The sequence below is a fragment of the Ruegeria alba genome (assembly GCF_022321465.1).
Lineage (GTDB): Bacteria > Pseudomonadota > Alphaproteobacteria > Rhodobacterales > Rhodobacteraceae > Ruegeria_B > Ruegeria_B alba.
On the sequence record NZ_JAKOEM010000026.1, the window covers coordinates 1 to 22,545 of the forward strand.

The 22,545-nt window shown below is 63.3% G+C and carries 19 protein-coding genes; 11 read left to right on the forward strand and 8 right to left on the reverse strand.

What is annotated here, in order from left to right:
- Window positions 1-192: 192 nt before the first annotated feature.
- The gene (locus MB818_RS19495; RefSeq protein WP_238906118.1) at window positions 193-1,080 is read left to right on the forward strand and encodes a glycosyltransferase family 2 protein; all 888 of its coding nucleotides are present in this window, start codon (window positions 193-195) and stop codon (window positions 1,078-1,080) included.
- Window positions 1,081-1,106: 26 nt separating this feature from the next.
- Here the strand turns inward: MB818_RS19495 and MB818_RS19500 are convergent, their stop codons facing one another.
- Window positions 1,107-2,495 carry a M20/M25/M40 family metallo-hydrolase gene (locus MB818_RS19500; RefSeq protein WP_238906120.1) on the reverse strand — a complete coding sequence of 463 codons (1,389 nt, stop codon included), beginning with the start codon at window positions 2,493-2,495 and terminating at the stop codon, window positions 1,107-1,109.
- Window positions 2,496-2,812: 317 nt separating this feature from the next.
- Between MB818_RS19500 and hemA the strand changes: the two genes are divergently transcribed.
- The 3 genes from hemA (at window position 2,813) to ispG (ending at window position 6,574) form a co-directional block, all read left to right on the forward strand.
- The gene (gene hemA / locus MB818_RS19505) at window positions 2,813-4,036 is read left to right on the forward strand and encodes a 5-aminolevulinate synthase (RefSeq protein ID WP_234136255.1); all 1,224 of its coding nucleotides are present in this window, start codon (window positions 2,813-2,815) and stop codon (window positions 4,034-4,036) included.
- 132 nt (window positions 4,037-4,168) lie between these two features.
- Complete coding sequence (locus tag MB818_RS19510) at window positions 4,169-5,374, forward strand: helix-turn-helix domain-containing protein (RefSeq protein ID WP_234136256.1); 1,206 nt, start codon at window positions 4,169-4,171, stop codon at window positions 5,372-5,374.
- Window positions 5,375-5,446: 72 nt separating this feature from the next.
- Window positions 5,447-6,574 (forward strand): flavodoxin-dependent (E)-4-hydroxy-3-methylbut-2-enyl-diphosphate synthase, encoded by a 1,128-nt coding sequence (gene ispG, locus MB818_RS19515; protein WP_234145414.1) that lies wholly within the window; start codon window positions 5,447-5,449, stop codon window positions 6,572-6,574.
- A 7-nt stretch (window positions 6,575-6,581) separates the two neighbouring features.
- Here the strand turns inward: ispG and MB818_RS19520 are convergent, their stop codons facing one another.
- From MB818_RS19520 to MB818_RS19530, 3 genes are all read right to left on the reverse strand, one after another.
- Window positions 6,582-6,842, reverse strand: coding sequence for a hypothetical protein (locus MB818_RS19520; protein ID WP_234136258.1), 261 nt, complete (start codon window positions 6,840-6,842; stop codon window positions 6,582-6,584).
- A gap of 103 nt (window positions 6,843-6,945) precedes the next feature.
- On the reverse strand, window positions 6,946-7,704 hold the full coding sequence (locus MB818_RS19525; protein WP_234137008.1) for a DsbA family protein: 759 nt from the start codon (window positions 7,702-7,704) through the stop codon (window positions 6,946-6,948).
- Window positions 7,704-9,050, reverse strand: a complete 1,347-nt coding sequence (locus MB818_RS19530) for a M48 family metalloprotease (RefSeq protein ID WP_238906121.1) — start codon at window positions 9,048-9,050, stop codon at window positions 7,704-7,706. The genes MB818_RS19525 and MB818_RS19530 overlap by 1 nt, the downstream gene beginning before the upstream one ends.
- A 22-nt stretch (window positions 9,051-9,072) precedes the next feature.
- On the opposite strand from MB818_RS19530, the gene MB818_RS19535 reads away from it, so the two are divergent.
- The 4 genes from MB818_RS19535 to prfB all read left to right on the forward strand — a co-directional run bounded on the left by MB818_RS19535 (window position 9,073) and on the right by prfB (window position 15,447).
- A complete protein-coding gene (locus MB818_RS19535) occupies window positions 9,073-10,218 on the forward strand; it encodes a pyridoxal phosphate-dependent aminotransferase (RefSeq protein WP_238906122.1) in 1,146 nt (381 codons plus the stop codon).
- Between the two features lie 61 nt (window positions 10,219-10,279).
- The gene (locus MB818_RS19540) at window positions 10,280-11,497 is read left to right on the forward strand and encodes an N-acetylmuramoyl-L-alanine amidase (RefSeq protein WP_238906123.1); all 1,218 of its coding nucleotides are present in this window, start codon (window positions 10,280-10,282) and stop codon (window positions 11,495-11,497) included.
- Window positions 11,498-11,652: 155 nt separating this feature from the next.
- On the forward strand, window positions 11,653-14,139 hold the full coding sequence (locus MB818_RS19545; RefSeq protein WP_238906124.1) for a penicillin-binding protein 1A: 2,487 nt from the start codon (window positions 11,653-11,655) through the stop codon (window positions 14,137-14,139).
- 180 nt (window positions 14,140-14,319) lie between these two features.
- The gene (gene prfB, locus MB818_RS19550) at window positions 14,320-15,447 is read left to right on the forward strand and encodes a peptide chain release factor 2 (RefSeq protein ID WP_238906125.1); all 1,128 of its coding nucleotides are present in this window, start codon (window positions 14,320-14,322) and stop codon (window positions 15,445-15,447) included.
- 97 nt (window positions 15,448-15,544) lie between these two features.
- Here prfB and MB818_RS19555 read toward each other — a convergent pair whose 3' ends face one another.
- The gene (locus tag MB818_RS19555; protein ID WP_238906126.1) at window positions 15,545-15,976 is read right to left on the reverse strand and encodes a VOC family protein; all 432 of its coding nucleotides are present in this window, start codon (window positions 15,974-15,976) and stop codon (window positions 15,545-15,547) included.
- 134 nt (window positions 15,977-16,110) lie between these two features.
- On the opposite strand from MB818_RS19555, the gene MB818_RS19560 reads away from it, so the two are divergent.
- Window positions 16,111-17,517 (forward strand): amidase, encoded by a 1,407-nt coding sequence (locus MB818_RS19560; protein WP_234215928.1) that lies wholly within the window; start codon window positions 16,111-16,113, stop codon window positions 17,515-17,517.
- Between the two features lie 27 nt (window positions 17,518-17,544).
- Window positions 17,545-18,324 (forward strand): DUF2189 domain-containing protein, encoded by a 780-nt coding sequence (locus MB818_RS19565; protein ID WP_234136266.1) that lies wholly within the window; start codon window positions 17,545-17,547, stop codon window positions 18,322-18,324.
- Between the two features lie 49 nt (window positions 18,325-18,373).
- Here MB818_RS19565 and MB818_RS19570 read toward each other — a convergent pair whose 3' ends face one another.
- The gene (locus MB818_RS19570; protein ID WP_234136267.1) at window positions 18,374-19,132 is read right to left on the reverse strand and encodes a helix-turn-helix domain-containing protein; all 759 of its coding nucleotides are present in this window, start codon (window positions 19,130-19,132) and stop codon (window positions 18,374-18,376) included.
- Window positions 19,133-19,397: 265 nt separating this feature from the next.
- Here MB818_RS19570 and MB818_RS19575 point away from each other — a divergent pair, with 265 nt between their 5' ends.
- The gene (locus tag MB818_RS19575) at window positions 19,398-19,754 is read left to right on the forward strand and encodes a hypothetical protein (protein WP_234136268.1); all 357 of its coding nucleotides are present in this window, start codon (window positions 19,398-19,400) and stop codon (window positions 19,752-19,754) included.
- Between the two features lie 11 nt (window positions 19,755-19,765).
- Here MB818_RS19575 and ilvN read toward each other — a convergent pair whose 3' ends face one another.
- Complete coding sequence (gene ilvN, locus MB818_RS19580) at window positions 19,766-20,326, reverse strand: acetolactate synthase small subunit (RefSeq protein WP_234136269.1); 561 nt, start codon at window positions 20,324-20,326, stop codon at window positions 19,766-19,768.
- Window positions 20,327-20,394: 68 nt separating this feature from the next.
- Window positions 20,395-22,146, reverse strand: coding sequence for an acetolactate synthase 3 large subunit (locus MB818_RS19585; protein ID WP_234136270.1), 1,752 nt, complete (start codon window positions 22,144-22,146; stop codon window positions 20,395-20,397).
- Between the last annotated feature and the right edge of the window lie 399 nt (window positions 22,147-22,545).

The window sequence follows — 22,545 nt, forward strand, 5'->3', positions numbered from 1 at the left end:
GGTTGTAGCTCAGTTGGTTAGAGTACCGGCCTGTCACGCCGGGGGTCGCGGGTTCGAGCCCCGTCAACCGCGCCACTTCACCCCACAGACCATCGAATAGCTGGGACGATGGGCGCCTTGCGTCTCTCCGCCTCTTGCCTGTCACGTGCGCTTTCCTGTATCGGCTTGGGAAAACGGGCAGAGGTGTTTCAGGTGAAGGTAGACTCGAACACGGCGGTTGTGACGATCTGTCGGGACGACGCGTATTTCCTGACCCGCTTCGTGCAATATTATGGCGGGCTTTTCGGGCGCAACAACCTCTATATCATCAGCCATGGGGACGAGCCGCTGGTGCGCGAGCTGGCGCAGGGCTGCAACATCTTTCCGGTGCCCGCCATTGAAACAAGCCAGTTCACCATGCTGCACTGGCGCACCAAGAACCACCTCAAGAACGCGCTCAGGCAGTGGTACAAACACGTTCTGATCTGTGACGTGGACGAGTTCGTGGTGGTCGATCCGTCGACGGGGATGAACCTGCGCACCTGGCTGGACGATGCGCCGGGGCGGACCGTATATACTGCGATGGGACTGGAGATCGTGCATCTGCGCGACCGCGAGAAGGACGATATCGGCGGCGGCATCCTGGGACCGCGCCGCCACGCGCAGGTGGCGCTGCACTATGCCAAACCCTGTATCGTATCACGCCCTGCCAAGATCGGGCGCGGCGGCCATTACGCCGAATACGAAAAGCTGAACATGCCGGATTTCCTCTACATGTTCCACATGAAGTATTGCGACTATGGGCTTTATGTCGAAACGCTCAATCGCCGCAACGCCTTCATCGAGAAGCAGAAAGAGGTGGCCGGTGACGGCACCGTGCGCACCAACCCGAAATGGTTCGCCGACGGGCGCGACGATGATGCGGTGTTCAGTGCCTTCGAGCGGCGACCGGTGGTCGAGAGCTTTGATCTGAGCCATGTGCGAGAGGTTATGCATTCCACCTGGGAGCAGCGCGGCGATGGGCTGTGGCATTTCCAGCGGCCCGAATATGACGAGCTCTACATGCTGCCCGTCCGGTTTGGCGGGGCCGACTGCGCCTGAGCCGGCCCCACGGGACGTGGCGCTGATCAGCGGGTCAGCGCATCCAGGATCCGCGCCCACGAGCGGATACCCTTGTGGAAGCTTTCCACATCATATTTCTCGTTGGGCGAATGGATGGCGTCGTCGTCATTGGCATAACCCACCAGCATCGAATCAAGCCCGAGCACCGATTTGAAGAACCCGACCACCGGGATCGAGCCACCCATGCCGGTGAACACCGCCTCGCGGCCCCATTCGTCGGACAGCGCGCCGCGGGCGGCCTCCATCTCGGGGCGGGTGATATTCATCACCGAGGCTTTCGACCCCTCCAGATCGTTGTCCCAGATCACCCCCGCATCGGGGCTGAGCTGTGCCTCGACATGTTTGCGGATCGCGACGCGCAGCTTGTCGGGGTCCTGATCGCCGACCAGCCGGCAGGTGATCTTGCAATGGGCCTGGGCCGGGATCACGGTCTTGGACCCGGCGCCGTTATAGCCGCCCCACAGCCCGTTGACCTCAAGCGTCGGGCGCGCCCATTGCTGTTCCAACGTCGAATAGCCCTGTTCGCCATGCGCCTGGCTATAGCCGACCGAGCTGAGGTACTCACCCTCGTCAAAGCCGCAATTTTCCCATTGCCGCAGCTGCTCGGCGGGCACTTCGTGCACGCCTTCGTAGAAACCTTCGACCGCGACGCGGCCCGTCTTCTCGTCATAGAACGAGGTCACGATGCGCGACAGCTCGCGCAGCGGGTTCAGGCCGGGGCCACCGTAATGGCCCGAATGCAGGTCGATGCGCGGGCCGGTGATGGTGAATTCATCCTTGAGCATGCCGCGCAGCTGCGCGGCGATCGACGGCACCCCGCGCGACACCATCGAAGTGTCACAGACCAGCGCGATATCGGCCTTCAATTCTTCGGCATTGGCCTGAAGGAAGGGCACCAGCGAGGGCGAGCCGCTCTCCTCCTCGCCCTCGAAGAAAAAGGTGATCCGGCAGGGCAGGGTGCCATGCACCGCCTTCCAGGCGCGGCAGGCCTCGACAAAAGTCATCAACTGGCCCTTGTCGTCCGACGACCCGCGGCCCCGGATCACGCGCCCGTTCGGCGTGTCCTCGATCTGCGGTTCGAACGGCGGGCTGGTCCACAGGTTCAGCGGGTCGACCGGCTGCACATCGTAATGGCCGTAAAACAGCACATGCGGGGCGTCGTCATGATCAGCGGCCACATGGCCCACCACCATCGGGCGGCCCGGCGTGACCCGCTTTTCGGCGGCAATGCCGATCCCGGCCAGATCGGCCACCAGCCAGTCGGCGGCCTGGTCGCAGGCCTCGGCATAGGCCGGATCGGTCGAGATCGAGGGGATGCGCAGCAGCTCCATCAGCCGGTCGATGGCGGCGGGCAGGTCGGTGTCGATACGCGAGAGGACGTCGTCGAGGGACATCGGGCGGTTCCTTGTCTAACGGGATATTCGGCGCGGAGCCTAGCAGCCCCGCCCGCCCTGTCCAGTGGCCGCCGTTCACGATGGGAAACCGCGCAAAAAGATTGCGTCACCTGCTGACGTTTTTCACGCTTGGTAAGGCGCTCCTTGTCTTGTCCCCGAAAAAGCGGCGGTTTAATTGACGCAAGTCAAGGCTGCGACATCGGGGCCGGATGTAACAGTTGAAAAAATGATGCGCCGCAGATATCCATTCACGAACGCGAATGTGGCGTAGAGCCTGACCTGCCGCAACCCGGCCGCACGATACGAAGGAGGATCCGGTGGACTATTCGGTTAAACTCGACGCCGCCATTCAGAAGCTTCACGACGAAGGCCGCTATCGCACCTTCATCGACATCGAACGGCGCAAGGGCCATTTCCCACATGCGATCTGGACCCGTCCGGACGGCAGCGAGAAAGAGATCACCGTCTGGTGCGGCAACGATTATCTGGGCATGGGCCAGCAACCGGTCGTGCTGGAGGCGATGCAAGAGGCGCTGACCGCCGCTGGTGCCGGTTCGGGCGGCACCCGCAACATTTCCGGCACTACCGTCTATCACAAGCGGCTCGAGGCCGAACTGGCCGATCTGCATGGCAAAGAGGCAGCGCTGCTGTTCACCTCGGCCTATATCGCCAATGACGCAACGCTGAGCACCCTGCCCAAGCTGTTCCCCGGCCTGATCATCTATTCAGACGCGCTCAACCATGCTTCGATGATCGAGGGCGTGCGTCGTAACGGCGGCGCCAAGCGTATCTTCCGCCACAACGACGTGGCGCATCTGCGCGAGCTGCTGGCCGCCGACGACCCGGCCGCGCCCAAGCTGATCGCTTTTGAATCGGTCTATTCGATGGACGGCGATTTCGGCCCCATCGAAGAGATCTGCGACCTGGCCGACGAATTCGGCGCCCTGACCTATATCGACGAGGTGCACGCGGTCGGCATGTACGGTCCGCGCGGTGGCGGCGTGACCGAGCGTGACAACCTGGCCCATCGCATCGACATCATCAATGGCACCTTGGCCAAGGCCTATGGCGTGATGGGCGGCTATATCGCGGCCAGCGCGAAAATGTGCGATGCCATCCGCTCTTATGCGCCGGGTTTCATCTTTACCACCTCGCTGCCACCGGCGGTTGCGGCAGGCGCTGCGGCCTCGGTCGCCTATCTGAAGAATGCGCAAGAGCTGCGCGACCAGCATCAGACCCAGGCCCGCATCCTGAAAATGCGGCTCAAGGGGCTGGGCCTACCGCTGATCGACCACGGCAGCCATATCGTGCCGGTGATCGTGGGCGACCCGGTGCACACCAAGAAGCTGAGCGATATGCTGCTGGAAGATTTCGGTATCTATGTGCAGCCGATCAATTTCCCCACCGTGCCACGCGGAACCGAACGCCTGCGCTTTACCCCGTCGCCGGTGCATGGTCCCAAGGAAGTGGACAAACTGGTAAAGGCGATGGATGCGCTTTGGTCGCATTGTGCGCTAAATCGCGCCGAATTGGCGGGTTGAAAACACGCGCCCGTGTGCAAATCCTTTGTCCTATGATAGGGTTGAGGATAACAACAGGCACGGACGAATCGTTATGGGGACGATTCTTGGCGCTGTCAGTAGCATCTGGCAGCCAACTTTGGGGCGGCAGGAATGATCGGGCGCAGGTCTCAGCGCAAGTCGACACACGTAGAGGAGGAGAAGCCGCGCGGCTTCGACGACTTCGAGCTGCGTCTGGGCGATACCATGCGCGGCGAACGCGCGACCATGGGGAAGTCGCTGCTGGATGTGCAGCGCGAGTTGCGGATCAAAGCCAACTACATTGCTGCCATCGAGAATTGCGATCCGTCCGCATTTGACACTCCGGGTTTCATCGCTGGTTACGTACGCTCGTACGCCCGCTATCTGGGGATGGACCCCGACGATTGTTTCACGAAATTCTGCGCCGAAAGCGGCTTTGAGGTGGCGCATGGCATGTCCGCGCAGGCGTCCAGCGTCAAGAAGCCTGGTGCCACCCCGCAACGCCGCCAGGCGGCCAGTGATCCGTTCATTGCCCCCAATACACCCTTTGCGCCGGGTCGAGATTCGTTCCTGTCGCAGATCGAGCCGCGCGCCGTTGGCTCGGTTCTCGTGTTGGCTGCACTGATCGGCGGTATTGGTTTTGGCGGCTGGTCGGTTCTGAAAGAGGTTCAGCAGGTGCAGGTGGCACCTGTCGAACAGGCACCACTTGTACTATCCGATCTCGATCCTCTGAACGGAGCTGGCGACACGCTGCAATCCGTGATGGCACCGCCCTCGGTCGAGGCACTTGACCGGCTCTACCGTCCGCAAGCTCTGGACGTGCCGGTGTTGGTAGCGCGAGACGCACCCATCGCTACGCTGGACCCGCGTACAGTGGGTAATTTCCAGCCCCCCGAACTGCCCGAAGTGCAGCTGAGCGAGACGCAGCGCGCGGTTGAGGCTCTGTTGCCGCAGGTGGTCGAGGAGATTGAACCGACGCTCAAGATCGTTGCCGTCAGCCCAGCCTGGATGCGGGTTACCGCCGCCGATGGCAGTGTGATCTTCGAAGGGACTCTGGGCACGATCGAACAGGGCAATGTCTATGAGGTGCCGCTGACCGAGGAGCCGCCGAAGCTTCTGGTGGGCGAATCCGGTGGTGTATATTTCAGCATGAATGGCGCGCATTACGGTCCGATCGGGGCACGTGGCACCGTCACCCGCAACGTGGTCCTGTCGATGGATGCGGTGGGCGAGCGGTTCCAGGTGGCCGATCTGGAGTCCGATCAGAACAACGCCCTGCGCCAGCTGCTGGTGGCCGAGGCGCAGAACACCCAACCGCAACAGGTCGCGAACGACTGATCCGCCATTGCCGCCACCGGCGCGGGGGCCTATCTAGGGGCCAATGCGTTCCGATGTAGAGGGCCGGCCCCCATGTCCCACAATCCCGTGCGCCCCTGGCGCAATGTCTATCGCCGCAAATCGCGCCAGATCATGGTGGGCAATGTGCCTGTCGGGGGCGATGCGCCGATCTCGGTCCAGACGATGACCAACACGCTGACCACCGATGTGGCCGCCACCGTGGCCCAGGTGCAGGCGGCGGCCGAGGCGGGAGCGGATATCGTGCGGGTCTCGGTCCCGGACGAGGCCAGCGCGCGGGCCCTGCGCGAGATCGTACGCGAAAGCCCGGTGCCGATCGTGGCCGATATCCATTTCCACTATCGCCGGGGGATCGAGGCGGCCGAGGCGGGCGCGGCCTGTCTGCGCATCAACCCCGGCAATATCGGCAGCCCGGACCGGGTGCGCGAGGTGATCAAGGCGGCGCGCGATCACGGCTGTTCGATCCGGATCGGGGTGAATGCCGGAAGCCTGGAAAAGCACCTGCTGGAGAAATACGGCGAGCCGTGTCCCGAAGCGATGGTGGAAAGCGGGCTGGAGCATATCCGCATCCTGCAGGACAACGATTTCCACGAGTACAAGATCAGCGTGAAGGCCAGCGACGTGTTCCTGTCGGCCGCCGCCTATCAAGGGATTGCCGAGGCCACCGACGCCCCGATTCACCTGGGGATCACCGAGGCGGGCGGGCTGGTCAGCGGCACCATCAAATCTGCCATCGGCCTGGGGAACCTTTTGTGGATGGGGATCGGTGACACGATCCGCGTCAGCCTCAGCGCCGATCCGGTCGAAGAGGTGAAGGTCGGCTACGAGATCCTCAAGTCGCTGGGTCTGCGCCATCGCGGCGTCAACATCATCTCGTGCCCCAGCTGCGCGCGGCAGGGGTTTGACGTGATCAAGACGGTCGAGGCGCTGGAAAAGCGGCTGGAGCACATCAAGACACCGATGAGCCTGTCGATCATCGGCTGTGTGGTGAACGGCCCGGGCGAGGCGCTGATGACCGATGTGGGTTTCACGGGCGGCGGCGCCGGGTCGGGGATGGTCTATCTGGCAGGCAAGGCCAGCCACAAGATGTCCAACGAACGGATGATCGACCATATCGTCGAAGAGGTCGAGAAAAAGGCCGCCGCGCTCGAGGCCGCCTCGGCCGCCGAGGCGGCAGAGTAGAGCCGGGCTATCCGGCGCGGGCCAATGGGGCGGCGTGCCGGCTGCGCGACTGGGTCAGATCGCGCGACAGCCGCGCGATCCGGGCTTCCTTCATCGACAGTTCAAGGTCCAGTCCCTCAAGCGTGCGGCGCAGGTCCTGTATCCGGTCCGTCTGTTGCCGGATATGGAACTGCGACAGGCGCAGTCGGCGCGCGGTAAGATACCAGAGCGCAAAGAATCCGACGGCGGGCAACAGGCCCGCAAGGGGGGCAAGGGTAATCATATCCATGCCCCGAGCCTAACCGCAAAAAGGTTAACAACCCGGTGATGCCCATCACGAAAATCTGGGCATTTTCGGGGCAGCGGCGCCGACCCTGGCCGGCGCCATCAGATCAACTGCGTTCGGCGCGCAACGCGTCCGCGACCTGCTGCATCTGGTCTGCGGGCAGATAGCCGCGCAGCATCTCGGTTTCCATCACGAAGGATGGGGTGCCGGAAATGTTCAGTCGCTGCGCCAGCGCTCGTGTTTCGGCCAGGCGGCGGGTGACTTCTTCGCTTTCCATCTCCGCCAGGATGGCGTCGGTATCAAGCCCCAGCCCCTCGCCGATACGGCGTAATGCGACGGCGTCGGCCTCGCCGGTAAAGTCGAGCAGCGCGTCATGCACCTGTTTATAAGCATCCGGCCCCGCCACGATCAGGGTGGCCACGGCAAAGCGGGACGAGGCCAGCGAGGCCTCGCCCAGGATCGGGAATTCCTTGATGATCAGGCGGATATTGCCATCCGATTGCAGCAGTTCGGCCACTTCGGGCACGGCGCGGCGGCAATAGCCACAGCGGTAATCCATGAACTCGACCAGGGTGATGTCGCCCTCGGGATTGCCGCCGACCCAGGAATAGCCGTCATTGAACAGCTCTTCGGCATTGACCTGCACCAGGTGCAGATCCTGCTGCGCCTCTTCCTGCGCCTTGCGCTGTTCCAGCAGGTTCACCGCCTCGATGATCACCTCGGGGTTTTCCAGCAGATAGGCGCGCACCTGCTCGCCAAAGGCGGCGCGCTGGTCGGGGGTCATGTCGGACAGGTCCAGCGCCTGGGCCGGGACCGAGAGAAGCGACAGGGCCGTCACGGCCGGGGCGATATGGCGGAGCATCATCATTTCCTTTTCACTGAGCGTTCCGATGCCAACAGCACATCTTGCGCCCGTTGCCAACCGGGAGATCCGGTGGGCAGGGCGCCAACGGCGCGTTTGGCGTGAATAAGAGCGTCTTCGGGGCGGCCCTGAAGCGCATAGCGTTCGGCAGTCACCATCGAGGCCATGCCGTCATTGCCAAGCTTGGCATAGGCCACGGCCAGATCGCGCAACATGCGCACGTCGCGGTACTCGCGGGCGCGGGCGCGTTCCAGCACTTCAAGCGCGGCGCGGTCCTGTCCGGCGCTCAGCAGCGCGCGGCCATACCCCGCCAGGATCAGCGCGTTGTTGGGGGCAAGGTCCACCGCCTGTTCATACGTGGCGACGGCGGATTGGGTCTGTCGGTGCTCCATCAGGATCTGGCCCTTGAGTTCCACATAGAACGGGTCCTCGGGGCGCAGCGCGATGGCGCCGTCGATGGCGGCGCGGGCGCGGGACAGGTTGCGGTCGCGGTGCCAGGCGATTGCCTCGCGCATCAGGCGGATGTCGCGATGTGCTTCCTCGGGCGCGCGCCCCAATGTCCATTTCGAACTGCGCGAAAAGGCCGACAGCTTGCCGCGCACGCGCGCGAACCAATAGTCGGCATTGGGGTTCTCGGGGGCCTTGTCGCCATAGGATTGCAGAAAGGCCTCGGCATTGCGGATGCGGTCGCGGGTCAGCGGGTGGGACTGCATATAGGGGTCCTGCCGCCCGACGCTCAGCAATTCCTGCCCGGCAAAGGTACGGTGCAGGTCGACCAGCCCGCGCAGGGAAATATCGGACCAGCGCAGATAGCTGGCGGCCGAATTGTCGGCCGCCGACTCTTCGGCCCGTGTATGTTTCAGAAAGCCGCGCAGGGCCGAGCTTTGCGTGCCCGCCGCGATCCCGGCAGCAGCCTCGCCGCCGCCCGCCGCCGCCGCGATCAGCGACAGGGCCAGGCCCAGCTTCGACAGGGTCTGCGCGTTTTCGAAATTGCCGATCCGCCGGGCGATATGGCCATTGGCGATATGGGCCGCCTCGTGCGCGATCACCGCTTGCAGGATATCGGCGCGGGCGACCTTCTGGATCAGGCCGGAATGGATGAAGATGGCATTGTGATCCAGCACAAAAGCGTTGAGCGAGCTGTCATCCACCACCAACAGCTTGACCCGGCGCGGGTTCAGCCCGGCGGCGCGCAGGATGGGAAAGGCCAGCTCCTCGAGCCCGTTTTCGATATCAGGGTCGCGCAGCAAGGTGATGGCCGAAGCGCTGCCTGCCGTGACCAGCCACAGCAAAGCAACCAGCAACAGGGCCGGGATTGACGCCAGCCGGGATACGCGGTCAAAAGCCATGGCCGCACATTGGGAGAATGCCGTGAGAAACTCAAGCCGATCCGCCGTCGATCCCTTTATCGTGATGGATGTGATGGAGGCTGCCCGCCGTGCCGAAGAGGCCGGGCGCCGCATCATCCACATGGAGGTGGGTCAACCCGGTACCGGCGCCCCCAAGGGGGCAGTAGAGGCATTGGCCAAGTCATTGGAAACAGACGCTTTGGGTTATACCGTGGCGCTGGGCCTGCCGGCACTGCGCCAGCGCATCGCGCGGCTGTATGGCGAGTGGTACGGGGTCGATCTGAACCCCGAAAGGGTGGTGATCACGCCCGGGTCCTCCGGCGGATTCCTGCTGGCCTTTACCGCGCTTTTCGACAGCGGCGACCGGGTGGGGATCGGCGCGCCGGGATATCCCTCGTACCGCCAAATCCTGCGGGCGCTGGGGCTGGTGCCGGTCGATCTGCCCACAGCGCCGGAAAACCGGCTACAACCGGTGCCGGCGGATTTTGCCGGGCTCGATCTGGCCGGGCTGATGGTTGCCTCGCCCGCCAACCCGACCGGTACCATGCTGGACCATGCCGCCATGGGCGCCCTGATCGAGGCGGCACAGGCGCAGGGTGCCAGTTTCATCAGCGACGAGATTTACCATGGCATCGAATACGAGGCCAAGGCGGTGACCGCGCTGGAGCTGACCGACGAGTGCTATGTGATCAACTCGTTCTCGAAGTATTTCTCGATGACCGGCTGGCGCGTGGGCTGGATGGTGGTGCCCGAGGATCAGGTGCGCGTGGTCGAGCGGATCGCGCAGAACATGTTCATCTGCGCGCCGCATGCCAGCCAGGTCGCGGCCCTGGCGGCGCTGGATTGCGACGCGGAATTGCAAGCAAATCTAGATGTTTACAAGGCAAACCGCAAGCTGATGCTGGAGCGGTTGCCGCAAGCGGGCTTTACCCGCATCGCGCCACCCGACGGGGCCTTTTACGTCTATGCCGACGTGTCCGAGCTGACCGATGACAGCCGCGCCTTTGCCGCCGAGATCCTGGAACAGGCGGGCGTGGCGGTGACGCCGGGGCTGGATTTCGACCCTGTGCGCGGGGCCGGTACGCTGCGCTTTTCCTATGCGCGCGCCACGGCGGATATCGAGGAAGGGCTGGCGCGCCTCGAAGCCTTCATGAAGGCGCGCGGATGATGGTTTGCGGCATCGGTCCGTCGCGGTATCGTGTGGGATATCGGCGAGAGAAAGCAGGGACATGAGCAGGATCATCCTTTTCATCGCGCTGATCTGGGCGGCGCTGCCGGCGCTGGCGCAGGATTTCAGCGGCCTGGCCCGGATCCGGCCCGACGAAAGCCGCATCGAGACGCTGCCGCGCGGCGGGCTGCGCCTGGAACTGGGGTTGAGCCAGGGCGTGCCTTATCGGTTGTTCACGCTGGACGCGCCGCGTCGGTTGGTACTGGACTTCCAGGAAGTGGACTGGACCGGGCTGCGCGCCGAGGCGCTCGACCAGAGCGACAAGGTGCTGGCGGTGCATTTCGGCACCTATCTGCCGGGCTGGTCGCGCATGGTGCTGGAACTGGCCGCTCCGCTGGCCGTCGATCTGGTGGCGATGCAGGTGGACGAAGGAACCGGCGGCGCCCGGCTGGGGGTGTCCCTGCGCGCCTCGGACGAGGAAAGCTTTGCCGCCGCCGCGGGGGCGCCGCAAGACCCGCGCTGGGACCTGCCCGCGCCCGAGGCCCTGCCTGCGCTGCCCGAGCGCGGCGCGGACGCGCCGCTGCGGGTGGTGCTCGACCCCGGTCACGGGGGCATCGACCCGGGCGCCGAGACCGAGGGCGTGGTGGAGAAACACCTGATGCTGCGCTTTGCCCGCGAGTTGCGCGAGGTGCTGCTGCGGTCGGGCGGGTTCGAGGTGGTTCTGACCCGCGACGGCGATCATTTCGTGTCGCTGGAACGGCGCATCGCGCTGGCCCATGAGGCGGGGGCGGATGTGTTCATCTCGTTGCACGCGGATTCGCTGAGCGAGGGGCTGGCCCATGGCGCCACCGTGCATGTGCTGGCCGAAGAGGCCTCGGACATCGCATCGGCCAAGCTGGCCGAGCGGCATGACCGCGACGACCTGCTGGCGGGCGCCGATCTGAGCGCCACCGACGACCGGGTGACCGATGTGCTGCTGGATTTGGCGCGGCAGGAGACCCGCCCGCGCACCGAGGCGTTGGCACGCGCGCTGGTCGATGGCATGACCCAGCAAGGCGGCCCGATGAACCGCCGCCCCCTGCGCGGAGCGTCGTTTTCGGTGCTCAAGGCCGCCGATATTCCCTCGGTCCTGATCGAGATCGGCTTTCTATCGAGTCCCCGCGATCTGAAAAATCTGCAGAACACAGAATGGCGCGCCGCGATGGCGGCGGGCATCCGCAACGGGCTGGAAAACTGGCGGCAGGCCGATCTGGAACGGCAGGGGCTGGTCCGGCAATAGCGCGTGCCTTGGGATGGAACCGGGGCGCTGCCCCGGACCCCGAGGTATTTTTCAACAGAAGAAAGTGGCACGTGGCGGCAAAACGGCGCCGGGCGTTTTGACCATGGCGCGCGACGCGCCTATATAGAGGCCACCGCGTTAAAAAGGCAGCCTACGTGATCCGGTTCATCCTCTCTTTCTTCGGGGCGATCTTCAGCCTCGTCACCTTGGGTGTTTTCATGGTCGCCCTGACCATCGGGGGCGTGTTCTGGATGTATGGCCGCGACCTGCCCAGTCACGAATCGCTGGCCCAGTACAAGCCGCCGACGATCAGCCGGATCTATTCGGGCGAGGGCCAGCTGATCGACGAATTCGCCAAGGAGCGGCGCCTGTTCACCCCGGCGGACGAGATCCCGGACCTGATCAAGCAAGCTTTCATCTCGGCCGAGGACAAGAATTTCTATACCCACCAAGGCTATGACATCCGCGGCATTGCTGCCGCCGGGGTCGAGGCGATCCGCTCGCGCGGCAGCAATGTGCGCGGCGCCTCGACGATCACCCAGCAGGTGATGAAGAATTTCCTCTTGTCCGGGGATCGTCGGGCAGAGCGCAAGATCAAGGAGATCATCCTGGCCGCAAGGCTGGAGCAGACGCTGAACAAGGAACAGATTCTCGAACTCTACATGAACGAGATCTTCCTCGGCCAGAACTCGTATGGCGTAACGGCCGCCGCGCAGACCTATTTCAACAAGACACTTGCCGAACTGGCCCCGCATGAGGCCGCGACGCTGGCCGCCATGCCCAAGGCGCCCTCGGATTATCACCCGGTCCGCGAATATCAGCGGCTGCTGGACCGTCGCAACTATGTGCTGCGCGAGATGCGCGAGAATGGGTATATCGACAAGGCCACCTATGAGAACGAGCGCGCGATGCCGCTGCGCTCGGTGCAGAACGGCGATTTCGAAGGCTTCCGCACCGCGTTGCCGCCGCGTGACTATTTCACCGACGAGATCCGGCGCCAGCTGAGCGAGGGTTTCGGCGAGGGGGAGTTCTTTACCGGCGGCTTCACCGTGCGCGCCTCGATCGACGAGGAGATGCAGGTCGAGGCCGCCCGCGCGCTGCGCGAGGCCTTGCAGAAATACGACCGTGGCCGCGGCAAATGGCACGGCACCGGAAAGACCATCGAACCGGCCAAGCTGGGGGATGAGAATGTCTGGCGGGCAGAACTGGCAGCAACCGAGGTGCCGCGCGATGTGGATCTGGGCGGGCGCTGGCATCCGGCGGTGGTGCTGGGCGTTGGCGACCAGGAGCTGACCATCGGTATCGAGGATGGCCCGGCCAAGGGGCGCGTGCCGCGCGCCGACATCAAGTGGATGCAGGGCAGCTTCAAGGACAATTTCGCGCTGGGCGATGTGGTGCTGGTGCGCAAGGCGGACGAGGACTGGTCGCTGCGCCAGGTACCCGAGGTGCAGGGCGGGTTCATGGCGATGGACGTGAATACCGGTCGCGTTCTCGCGATGCAGGGCGGGTTCAGCTATCAGGACTCGGTGTTCAATCGCGCCACCCAGGCGCAGCGTCAGCCCGGGTCGAGCTTCAAGCCCTTTGTCTATGCGGCCGCGCTGGACAGTGGCTATAGCCCGGCGACCATCGTGGTCGACGCGCCGATCGAGGTGAATACGCCGCAGGGCCTGTGGCGGCCTAAGAACGCGTCCAACAAGTTCTACGGCCCGACACCGTTGCGGACCGGGATCGAACGGTCGCGGAACCTGATGACCATCCGTCTGGCGCAAGAGGTGTCGATGCCGGTGGTGGCGGGTTATGCCGAACGGTTCGGGGTCTATGACCACATGGGGCCGTTCCTGGCCAATGCGCTGGGATCGGAAGAGACCACGCTCTACAAGATGGTGGCGGCCTATGCCATGTTCGCCAATGGCGGCGAGCGGGTGGAACCGACCCTGGTCGACCGGATCCAGGACCGGTTCGGCAAGACGATCTATCGCCACGACAGGCGCGACTGCGTCGATTGTCTGTCGGACCGACTGGCGCCGGATCAGGCACCTCGGATCGTGACCAATCGCGAACGGGTGATGGATGCGATCACCGCCTATCAGCTGACCTCGATGATGCGTGGCGTGGTCGAGCGCGGCACCGCCAGCGGCGCGGTCAACCTGCCGGTGCCCACGGCGGGCAAGACCGGCACCACCAACGACGCCAAGGACGTCTGGTTCATCGGCTTCACCTCGAACATCGTGGCGGGTTGCTATATCGGTTATGACCGCCCACGCCCCCTGGGGCGGGGTGCCTCGGGCGGCGGCATGTGCGGCCCGGTGTTCCAGAGCTTCATGACCGAGGCGGTCAAGAAATACGGCGGTGGTCCCTTCGACATTCCGCCGGGGGGCCATTTCATCAAGATCGACCGCTTTTCCGGCGCCCGCCTTCCGGACGACGCGTCGGGCGACTATGTGGTGGCCGAGTATTTCCGGGATGGCGAAGAGCCGATCTTTGGCCTGACCTATGATGGCGGTTTTGCGATGGGGTCGAACCTGCCACTGGTCGAAGAGGTGCAGCAGGCCGGCCGGCAGGTCAGGACCTCGACTGGAGAGGTCACCACTGTGGGACCCAAGGCCAATTTCGGCACCGTCAGTTCGGGCGGGCTCTACTGAGGGGGCTGTCCCTGCTGCGTGATGCCCTGCAAAGGGGGGCGGCCCACCGATCCAGAGCCAGTTTCGCGCCGGCCGCTGGGGTAAGGCCCCGATGGCCGCAAAAACATCGGGCCTCGCTTGCCCGCGCCCCGGCACTGGTTTATCAGGCTGTTTCACGAGAGAACGAGAGCAGGACAGCCCATGCGCGCCGAAATCCAGAACGTCGTGACCGACATCGAGAAATCCCTGCGCCTGTTGGCACAGCGGATGGATCACGAGACTGCGCAGCACCGGCTTGAGGAGTTCAACGCGCGGGTCGAGGATCCGAACCTGTGGGACAATCCGGAAAACGCCCAGAAGCTGATGCGCGAGCGTCAGACGCTGGTCGATGCGCTGGACACCTATAAGGGGATCGAGACCGATCTGTCTGACAATATCGAGCTGATCGAACTGGGTGAGATGGAAGACGACCAGGACGTGGTCAAGGATGCCGAGGCAGCGCTCAAGGCGCTGCGCGAGCGCGCTGCCGAGAAAGAGTTGGAAGCGCTTCTGGATGGCGAGGCGGACGGTAACGACACCTTCCTCGAGATCAACGCGGGCGCTGGCGGCACCGAAAGCTGCGACTGGGCGTCGATGCTGGCGCGGATGTATGTGCGCTGGGCCGAGAAGAAGGGCTACAAGGTCGAGCTGCAATCGGAAAGCGCGGGTGACGAGGCGGGGATCAAATCGGCGGCCTACAAGATTTCCGGTCACAACGCCTATGGCTGGCTGAAATCGGAAAGCGGGGTGCACCGGCTGGTGCGGATATCGCCCTATGACGCGGCGGCCAAGCGGCACACCTCGTTCAGCTCGGTCTGGGTCTATCCGGTGGTCGACGACAATATCGAGATCGAGGTGAACCCCAGCGATATCCGCATCGATACCTACCGGTCCTCGGGTGCGGGCGGGCAGCACGTGAACACGACCGACTCGGCGGTGCGGATCACCCATATCCCGACCGGCATCGTGGTGACCAGTTCCGAGAAATCGCAGCACCAGAACCGCGACATCGCCATGAAGGCGCTGAAATCGCGGCTTTACCAGCAGGAGCTGGACCGTCGCAACGCAGAGATCAACGCCGCGCATGAGGCAAAGGGCGATGCCGGCTGGGGCAACCAGATCCGCTCCTATGTGTTGCAGCCCTATCAGATGGTCAAGGACCTGCGCACCGGGCACGAAACCAGCGACACCAAGGGCGTTCTGGACGGTGACCTGGACGGGTTCATGGCGGCGACGCTTGCCATGAAGGTTTCCGGCAAAAGCCGCGCCGACGCCCAGTCCGAGGACTGAGGCGGGCCGGGCAGGGGGGCGCTGCCCCCGCCCAAAAAAATTCGTCGAATTTTTTTGGGCTCCCCCGGAGTATTTCTAGCGAAATGAAGGGGTGGGTTCAGGCCTGTTCCAACTCGATCAGATTGCCCTCGGGATCGCGCATGTAAAGCGCGCGGCAGGGGTGTTCGGCGCTGCCGAGATCGGTGATTTCGCCCTGCTGGCTGCCGCCTGCGGCCAGGATGGCGCGGGCTGTGGCCTCGATATCGGCGGTTGCAAAGGCAAGATGGCGCAAGCCCGGCGTGTCGGGCTGGGGTGGCGGGTGACCTGGGTTAAGGGCGAATTGCTGGATTTCGAGGAAGGGTGCGCCGCCATCGGGCAGGTTCAGCCAGATCGACAGGATCTCGGCCCCGGGAAGGCCGATGCCGCGCCCGACCCAGGCACCGCTCAGCCGGGTGGCCGACCGTCGGGGCGAACAGCCCAGCGCGGTACAGTAGAATTCGGCCAGCGCGGGGGCATCGCGAGCGATGAGGCTGACATGAGCAAGTCGCATGGGCTGATCCTATCGCAGGGGTGGTTCGCCGGAAAGCGGGCGATTGCAGAAAAGATACATGCAAACAGTGGGTTTAAATGCCGCCCCGGCGTCGCTAGGCTCGGTTCGAAACCAGCCTAGGGAGGCTCCACCGCATGGATGTGATCCGTTCTTCCGCCAGTGATCTTCTCGGGGCGCTGCGTAGCGGGCAGCTGTCATCCGAGGCTGTGATGGAGGCCACGCTGGCGCGGATCACCGCCGTCAATCCCGAACTGAACGCCATCGTGGCGCTGCGTTCGGCAGAGGAACTGATGGCCGAGGCACGGGCGGCGGATGCGGTGGCGCCCGAGGCGCGCGGTGCGCTGCACGGCCTGCCGATCGCGATCAAGGATCTGGAAAGCATTGCCGGTGTGCCGACAACCATGGGCTCGCCGTTGTTTGCGGATTTTGTCCCGGACAAGGACAGTCTCTTGCCGTCGCGCCTGCGGGCGGCCGGCGCGATCCTGATCGGCAAGACGAACGTGCCGGAGTTCGGGATCGGATCGCATACCTTCAACCCGGTCTATGGCGCGACGGGCAACCCCTATGCGCCGGCCCTGTCCTGTGGAGGGTCATCCGGCGGGGCGGCGGTGGCGCTGGCCACCGGCATGACGGCCCTGGCGGATGGGTCCGACGAAATGGGGTCGCTGCGCAATCCCGCGGCCTGGAACAACGTGTACGGCTTCCGTCCGACCTGGGGCACCGTGCCCCTCGATCCGGAGCGTGAATTGTTCCTGCATCAACTGGCCACGCTGGGCCCGATGGGGCGCAGCCCAGCGGATATCGGGATCATGCTGGATGTGATTGCCGGGTCGGATGCGCGCGTGCCTTTGTCGGTGAACGTTCCCAAGGCATCGCCGGTGTCCCCTGCGGATCTGAAGGGTGTCCGCATCGGCTGGCTGGGTGACTGGGGCGGTGCCTATGCGATGGAGTCGGGGATTCTGGAACTGTGCGAAAGCGGGTTGCGTGTGCTTGAGACGCTTGGTGCCGCAGTCGAACCGGTTCCGGCCCCGATGGACGCGGCGGCGATCTGGGAGGCCTGGCTGGACCTGCGATCCTGGGGCAAGGCCGGTTCGTTGGAGCCTTTGCTGCGCCAGAACCGGTCGGCGCTGAAGGATACCGCGATCTGGGAGATCGAACGCGGACTCGGCCTCTCGGCGATGGATGTCCACCGCGCCAGTGTCAAACGCTCGAACTGGTACAAGCGGTCGGTCGAGCTTTTCGATGAATTCGATGCACTGGTATTGCCCTCGGCGCAGGTCTGGCCCTTTGACGTGAACGTGCCGTATCCGAAGGAAATCGCGGGCCGCAGCATGGATACCTATCATCGTTGGATGGAGGTCACGATACCGATCGGTCTGATCGGCCTGCCATCACTGGCGGTTCCGGCCGGGTTCGGCCCCCAGGGCGTACCCATGGGGTTCCAGATCTTTGGCCCGCGCGGCGGCGATGCGGCACTGCTGGCACTGGGCGAGGCCTATCACCAGGCCACGACCTGGCCGCAACGGCACCCGGCCATGTAGACGCGAGACAACAGAGAAGGAGCAGGCATGATCGAGAAACCTTTTGGTGTGCCGCCAATGCATCCGGCCAGCTTCGACATGCTGCGCCATGCGCTGGCGGCCGGGCTGCGCGATTACTTGCGGGCGCCGCTGTTCGGGCTGCTGTTTTCGGGTTTTTATGTGATGTCGGGTCTCTTGATGGCCTGGGTGACGGCCTGGACCGGCACCACCTTCTGGCTGGTGTTGGCCGCGATCGGTTTTCCGCTGCTTGGCCCCTTTGCCGCCGTTGGCCTCTATGAGGTATCGCACCGATTGGAACAGGGAGAGCCGCTGGATTTCGGAGAGATATTCGGCGTCGTGATCTTGCAGAGCCGCCGCCAGCTGCCCTCGATCTGCGCCATCATGGTGCTGGTGTTTCTGTTCTGGTTCTTCCTGGGCCACATGATCTTTGCCCTCTTCCTCGGCCTGTCGACCATGACCAATGTCTCCAGCTCTATGGAGGTGTTTCTCAGTCCCAACGGGTTGATGATGCTGGCGATGGGAACGGTTGTCGGCGCCGGTTTTGCGGCGTTGCTTTACATGATTACCGTAATGTCGATCCCGATGCTGCTGGACCGGGAACTGGATTTCGTGACGGCGATGATCGCGAGCTTCGGCTTTGTGACTTCGAACTTGGCGGTGATGCTGGCCTGGGCCGTGATTCTGGCGATGATGACTTTTGTCGCGATGGTGCCCGGGTTCCTCGGTCTATTCCTGGTATTGCCTTGGCTCGGCCATGCCTCGTGGCATCTGTACCGTCAAGTCACGCGCGAAGACACCGCGCCCTGACGTGCGGCGGCCTGTTCGTCGGTCCGCTAGACCGTTGCTCGGCGCGGTGTCAAAGAAAGGGGTCGTCGGGACGCAGTAGGCGCCTGTGAAAAGGCAAAAGCTGATCAACATCCAGAAACCCGGCTTGGCGCGCTGTCTTCCAGATGGAGGACTTGTCGCGACCCAGGTGCTCGTAGACGAGCCGGGTGATTCGGTGGCCGCTGACCGGCTCGCGCACCGAGCGAGACACGTAGCCGACCCAGAAGTTGTTCTCAAACGAGGCCACCCGTGACAGGTAGTTGAACGAGAAGGTCATCGCGTTGCGGCGCGAGATCAACAGCGTCACCCCGTCATCCTCGCGGGTGACGTAGCCACGAAACTCGCGGGTCCGGGGATCATCAGGCAAATCCTGCTGCCGCATGGCCTCGAGAGCCTCGTAGCCGCGGATGTAAGTGGTGTTGCTTTCACGAAACACATAGACCAGTCCCAGAACGAATTTGCTCTCGTTTACGAAGCTGCGCCGGGTGAAGCGGTAGAAGCCGCTTGGAAAGTCGTCCTCGTTCAGACTGGTGACATCCGGGCCAAAGAACTCGGAGAGGACTGGACCTGACAGTATCTGGTCAGACACCGGGATGGCATCCACCGGGTCCAGCAGGATGCGCGCGTCGACATTAAAGAAATTGCATATCCGGTCCAGGACATCGGGGCGGGGAAAGCTCTCTCCTGACAGGTATCGGTTGAACTGGGTGCGGTTGATACCGAGTTGTCGCGAAAGCTCGGAGATGGAGGGGTAACGGCGTGACAGTCGGCGCAAGTTTTCGCCGAACATGTTGCGGAGCTCCGCCGGTGTCCTTGTTGTTTTTGTCATAGTGTCCCGAAACAGAATTGCTCATTTAGACCGAAACGTGAAGGGTGAGTGGTGGGTCCCTTCGGTCGACACTTAATCTGATACTATATGGCGTCATAATAGACGCCAAAGCGTGTCGGGAAGCTACCCTTCCAGACACAAAAAGCAATAGTCAGACACGCATTTTACCATGTTTGAGTCGTGTTAATTCGCTCAATCTAAAGAAAATAGATCATTGGGACGGGATATGCTTGGTGTAGTACTCTGGAGCGACAGGGATGATCAAAAAGCGGTCATCTGGTGTGAGGATCATGGCGACCTCGCATTTTATCGGAAAACGGATGCGCAGGCATCGGTTAGCCTGGATGTGGGGGACTGGGTCCAGTTTGATCTGGTGACCGAGCGCAAGCAGCGTTTAGCTCTCAACCCGCGCCTGATCGATCAGGGAAGCTATCGCGGCTTGCCCGACCTCTTGCGCACTACTGGGGAAGAGAAAGCTGGCAATACAGCCCCGGATAGGTCGGTTGCCAAGGTGATCCCGTTCGCAGGCTTTGCCCTGCGCAAGCGTGACAGGCAGGCCGAAGGCGAAGCCTGCCACGCCTGATCGGCTGACAATCAGTCGCCGCGCAGGAGCGCTGCCACTCCTGTTCGTGCGATCTCGGCCAGGCCCAGTGGTCGCATCAGATCGGCGAAGGCGTCGATCTTTTCTGGTGCGCCGGTGATTTCGAAGACAAAGCTCGACAGGGTGCTGTCGACCACGTTGGCGCGGAAGATATCCGCCAGGCGTAGTGCCTCGACCCGCTTGTCGCCGCTGCCCACCACCTTCAGCATCGCCAGTTCGCGTTCAACCGCGCGGCCCTCGACCGTCAGGTCGTGGACGTCGCGGACCGAGACGATGCGGCCCAGCTGTGCCTTGATCTGCTCGATCACCTGCGGGGTTCCGGTGGTGACGATGGTGATGCGGCTCAGATGGCCGGTGTGATCCACCTCGGCGACGGTCAGGCTTTCGATGTTGTAGCCGCGTCCCGAGAACAGACCGATGACGCGGGCCAGCACACCGGGCTCGTTCTCGACCAGAAGGGCGATGGTGTGCCGTTCGGCCACGTCCGAGAAGGTCGGGCGTAGGTTATAGGCGGAATGGCTGCTGGAGCCTTTCTTGATGTGTAGGGCAGACATATGCGTCCCTTTCAGAGTGGAGAGTACCGGTCGCACAGGGCGCGACCGACAAAATTCGCAGGATTTTGTCAGACCAGAACCGCGCCGCCGGCCTGGATCACGCCTTGGGTTTCAGCGTCGCCCAGAAGCATCTCGTTATGGGCCTTGCCCGAGGGGATCATCGGGAAGCAGTTTTCGTGCTTTTCGACAAGGCAATCGAAGATCACCGGCCCATCATAGTTGATCATCTCCATGATCGCGTCATCCAGATCGGCGGGGTCCTTGCACAGGATGCCCTTGGCGCCAAAGGCCTCGGCCAGTTTCACGAAATCGGGCAGCGCTTCGGACCAGGATTGCGAATAGCGTTCGCCATGCAAGAGCTCCTGCCACTGGCGCACCATGCCCAGGCGTTCATTGTTCAGAATGAACTGCTTGACCGGCAGGCGGTACTGCACGGCGGTGCCCATCTCCTGCATGTTCATCAGCCAGCTTGCCTCGCCCGCCACGTTGATCACCAGCGCGTCCGGATGCGCGATCTGCACCCCGATCGAGGCCGGCGTACCGTAACCCATGGTGCCCAGGCCACCGGAGGTCATCCAGCGGTTCGGATCCTCAAAGCCCAGATATTGCGCCGCCCACATCTGGTGCTGGCCCACTTCGGTACACACGTAGCGGTCACGCCCCTTGGTCAGCGCCTCCAGACGCTCCAGCGCGTATTGCGGCTTGATGGTCTTTTCCGAAGGCTTGTAGGTCAGGCAGTTGACATTGCGCCATTCGGTGATCTGAGCCTGCCATTTCTGCACCGCCTCGGCATTGGTCTTGCGCCCGCGCGCCTTCCAGACCTTAAGGATGTCTTCCAACACATGGCCCACATCGCCGACGATGGGGATATCGACCCGGATCACCTTGTTGATCGAACTGGGGTCGATGTCGATATGCGCCTTCTTCGATTTCGGGCTGAACGCGTCGATGCGGCCGGTGATCCGGTCGTCGAAGCGGGCGCCGATATTGATCATCAGGTCACAGCCATGCATGGCCATGTTCGCCTCGTAAAGCCCGTGCATGCCCAGCATGCCCAGCCAGTTCTTGCCCGAGGCGGGATAGGCGCCCAGACCCATCAGGGTCGAGGTGATGGGAAAGCCGGTCGCATCCACCAGCTCGCGCAAGAGCTGGCTGGCAGCGGGGCCGGAATTGATCACGCCGCCGCCGGTATAGAACACCGGGCGCTTGGCCTTTTCGATGGCCGCGACCAGTTCGGTGATCTCTTCCATGTCGCCCTTGACCGGCGGGTTGTAATGGGTCTCGAGCCCCTTGGGGCCCTGATACTTGCCGGTCGCGAACTGAACGTCCTTGGGGATGTCGATCAGGACCGGGCCGGGCCGGCCCGAGGTCGCCACATGGAATCCCTCGTGGATGGTCTTGGCCAGCTTGTCGGTATCCTTGACCAGCCAGTTATGCTTGGTGCAGGGACGGGTGATGCCAACGGTGTCGGCCTCCTGGAACGCGTCCGAGCCGATCATGAAGGTCGGCACCTGGCCGGTGAGGACCACGATCGGGATCGAGTCGAGCAGCGCGTCGGTCAGGCCCGTCACCGCATTGGTGGCGCCGGGACCCGAGGTCACCAGCACGACGCCGGGCTTGCCGGTCGAGCGGGCATAGCCCTCGGCCGCGTGCACCGCGCCCTGTTCGTGCCGCACCAGAATGTGGCGAATGTCGTTTTGCAGAAAGATCTCGTCATAGATCGGCAGCACGGCGCCGCCCGGATAGCCGAATACCGTGTCCACGCCCTGATCCTTGAGGGCCTGGACCACCATCTTTGCGCCGGTCATCTCACGTGTCATCTGCTTTGCTCCATTGGCGACATGCGTCTTCTCGTTTCAGCATAAAAAAAGCCCCCGAACTTTCGGAGGCGCATGGGTTCGATTATGGCTTACCGTTACCGGCCCATGCGCGTTGTTCCTACGATTACGACTAGCGCGGTCATTCCCAGCGGCTCCTTCATGCTTGGCGGGGACATTATGGGCGAGGGCAGGGGGCGTCAACACTCAATCGGGTCGAAAACCTGTCGCTGCGAGCAGTTTTGGCGACATTTTGTTGCGCGGAATGCCGCAGGGCGGGACATTTCCGCGAATTTGACCCTTCGTCGCGTGACGGAACTGATCCATTGGCGGCGCGCGATGCCGGAAACAGGCCAGAAATCCGCGACTCGTTTACCGACCCTGTAGGGGCGGCAAAGCAGG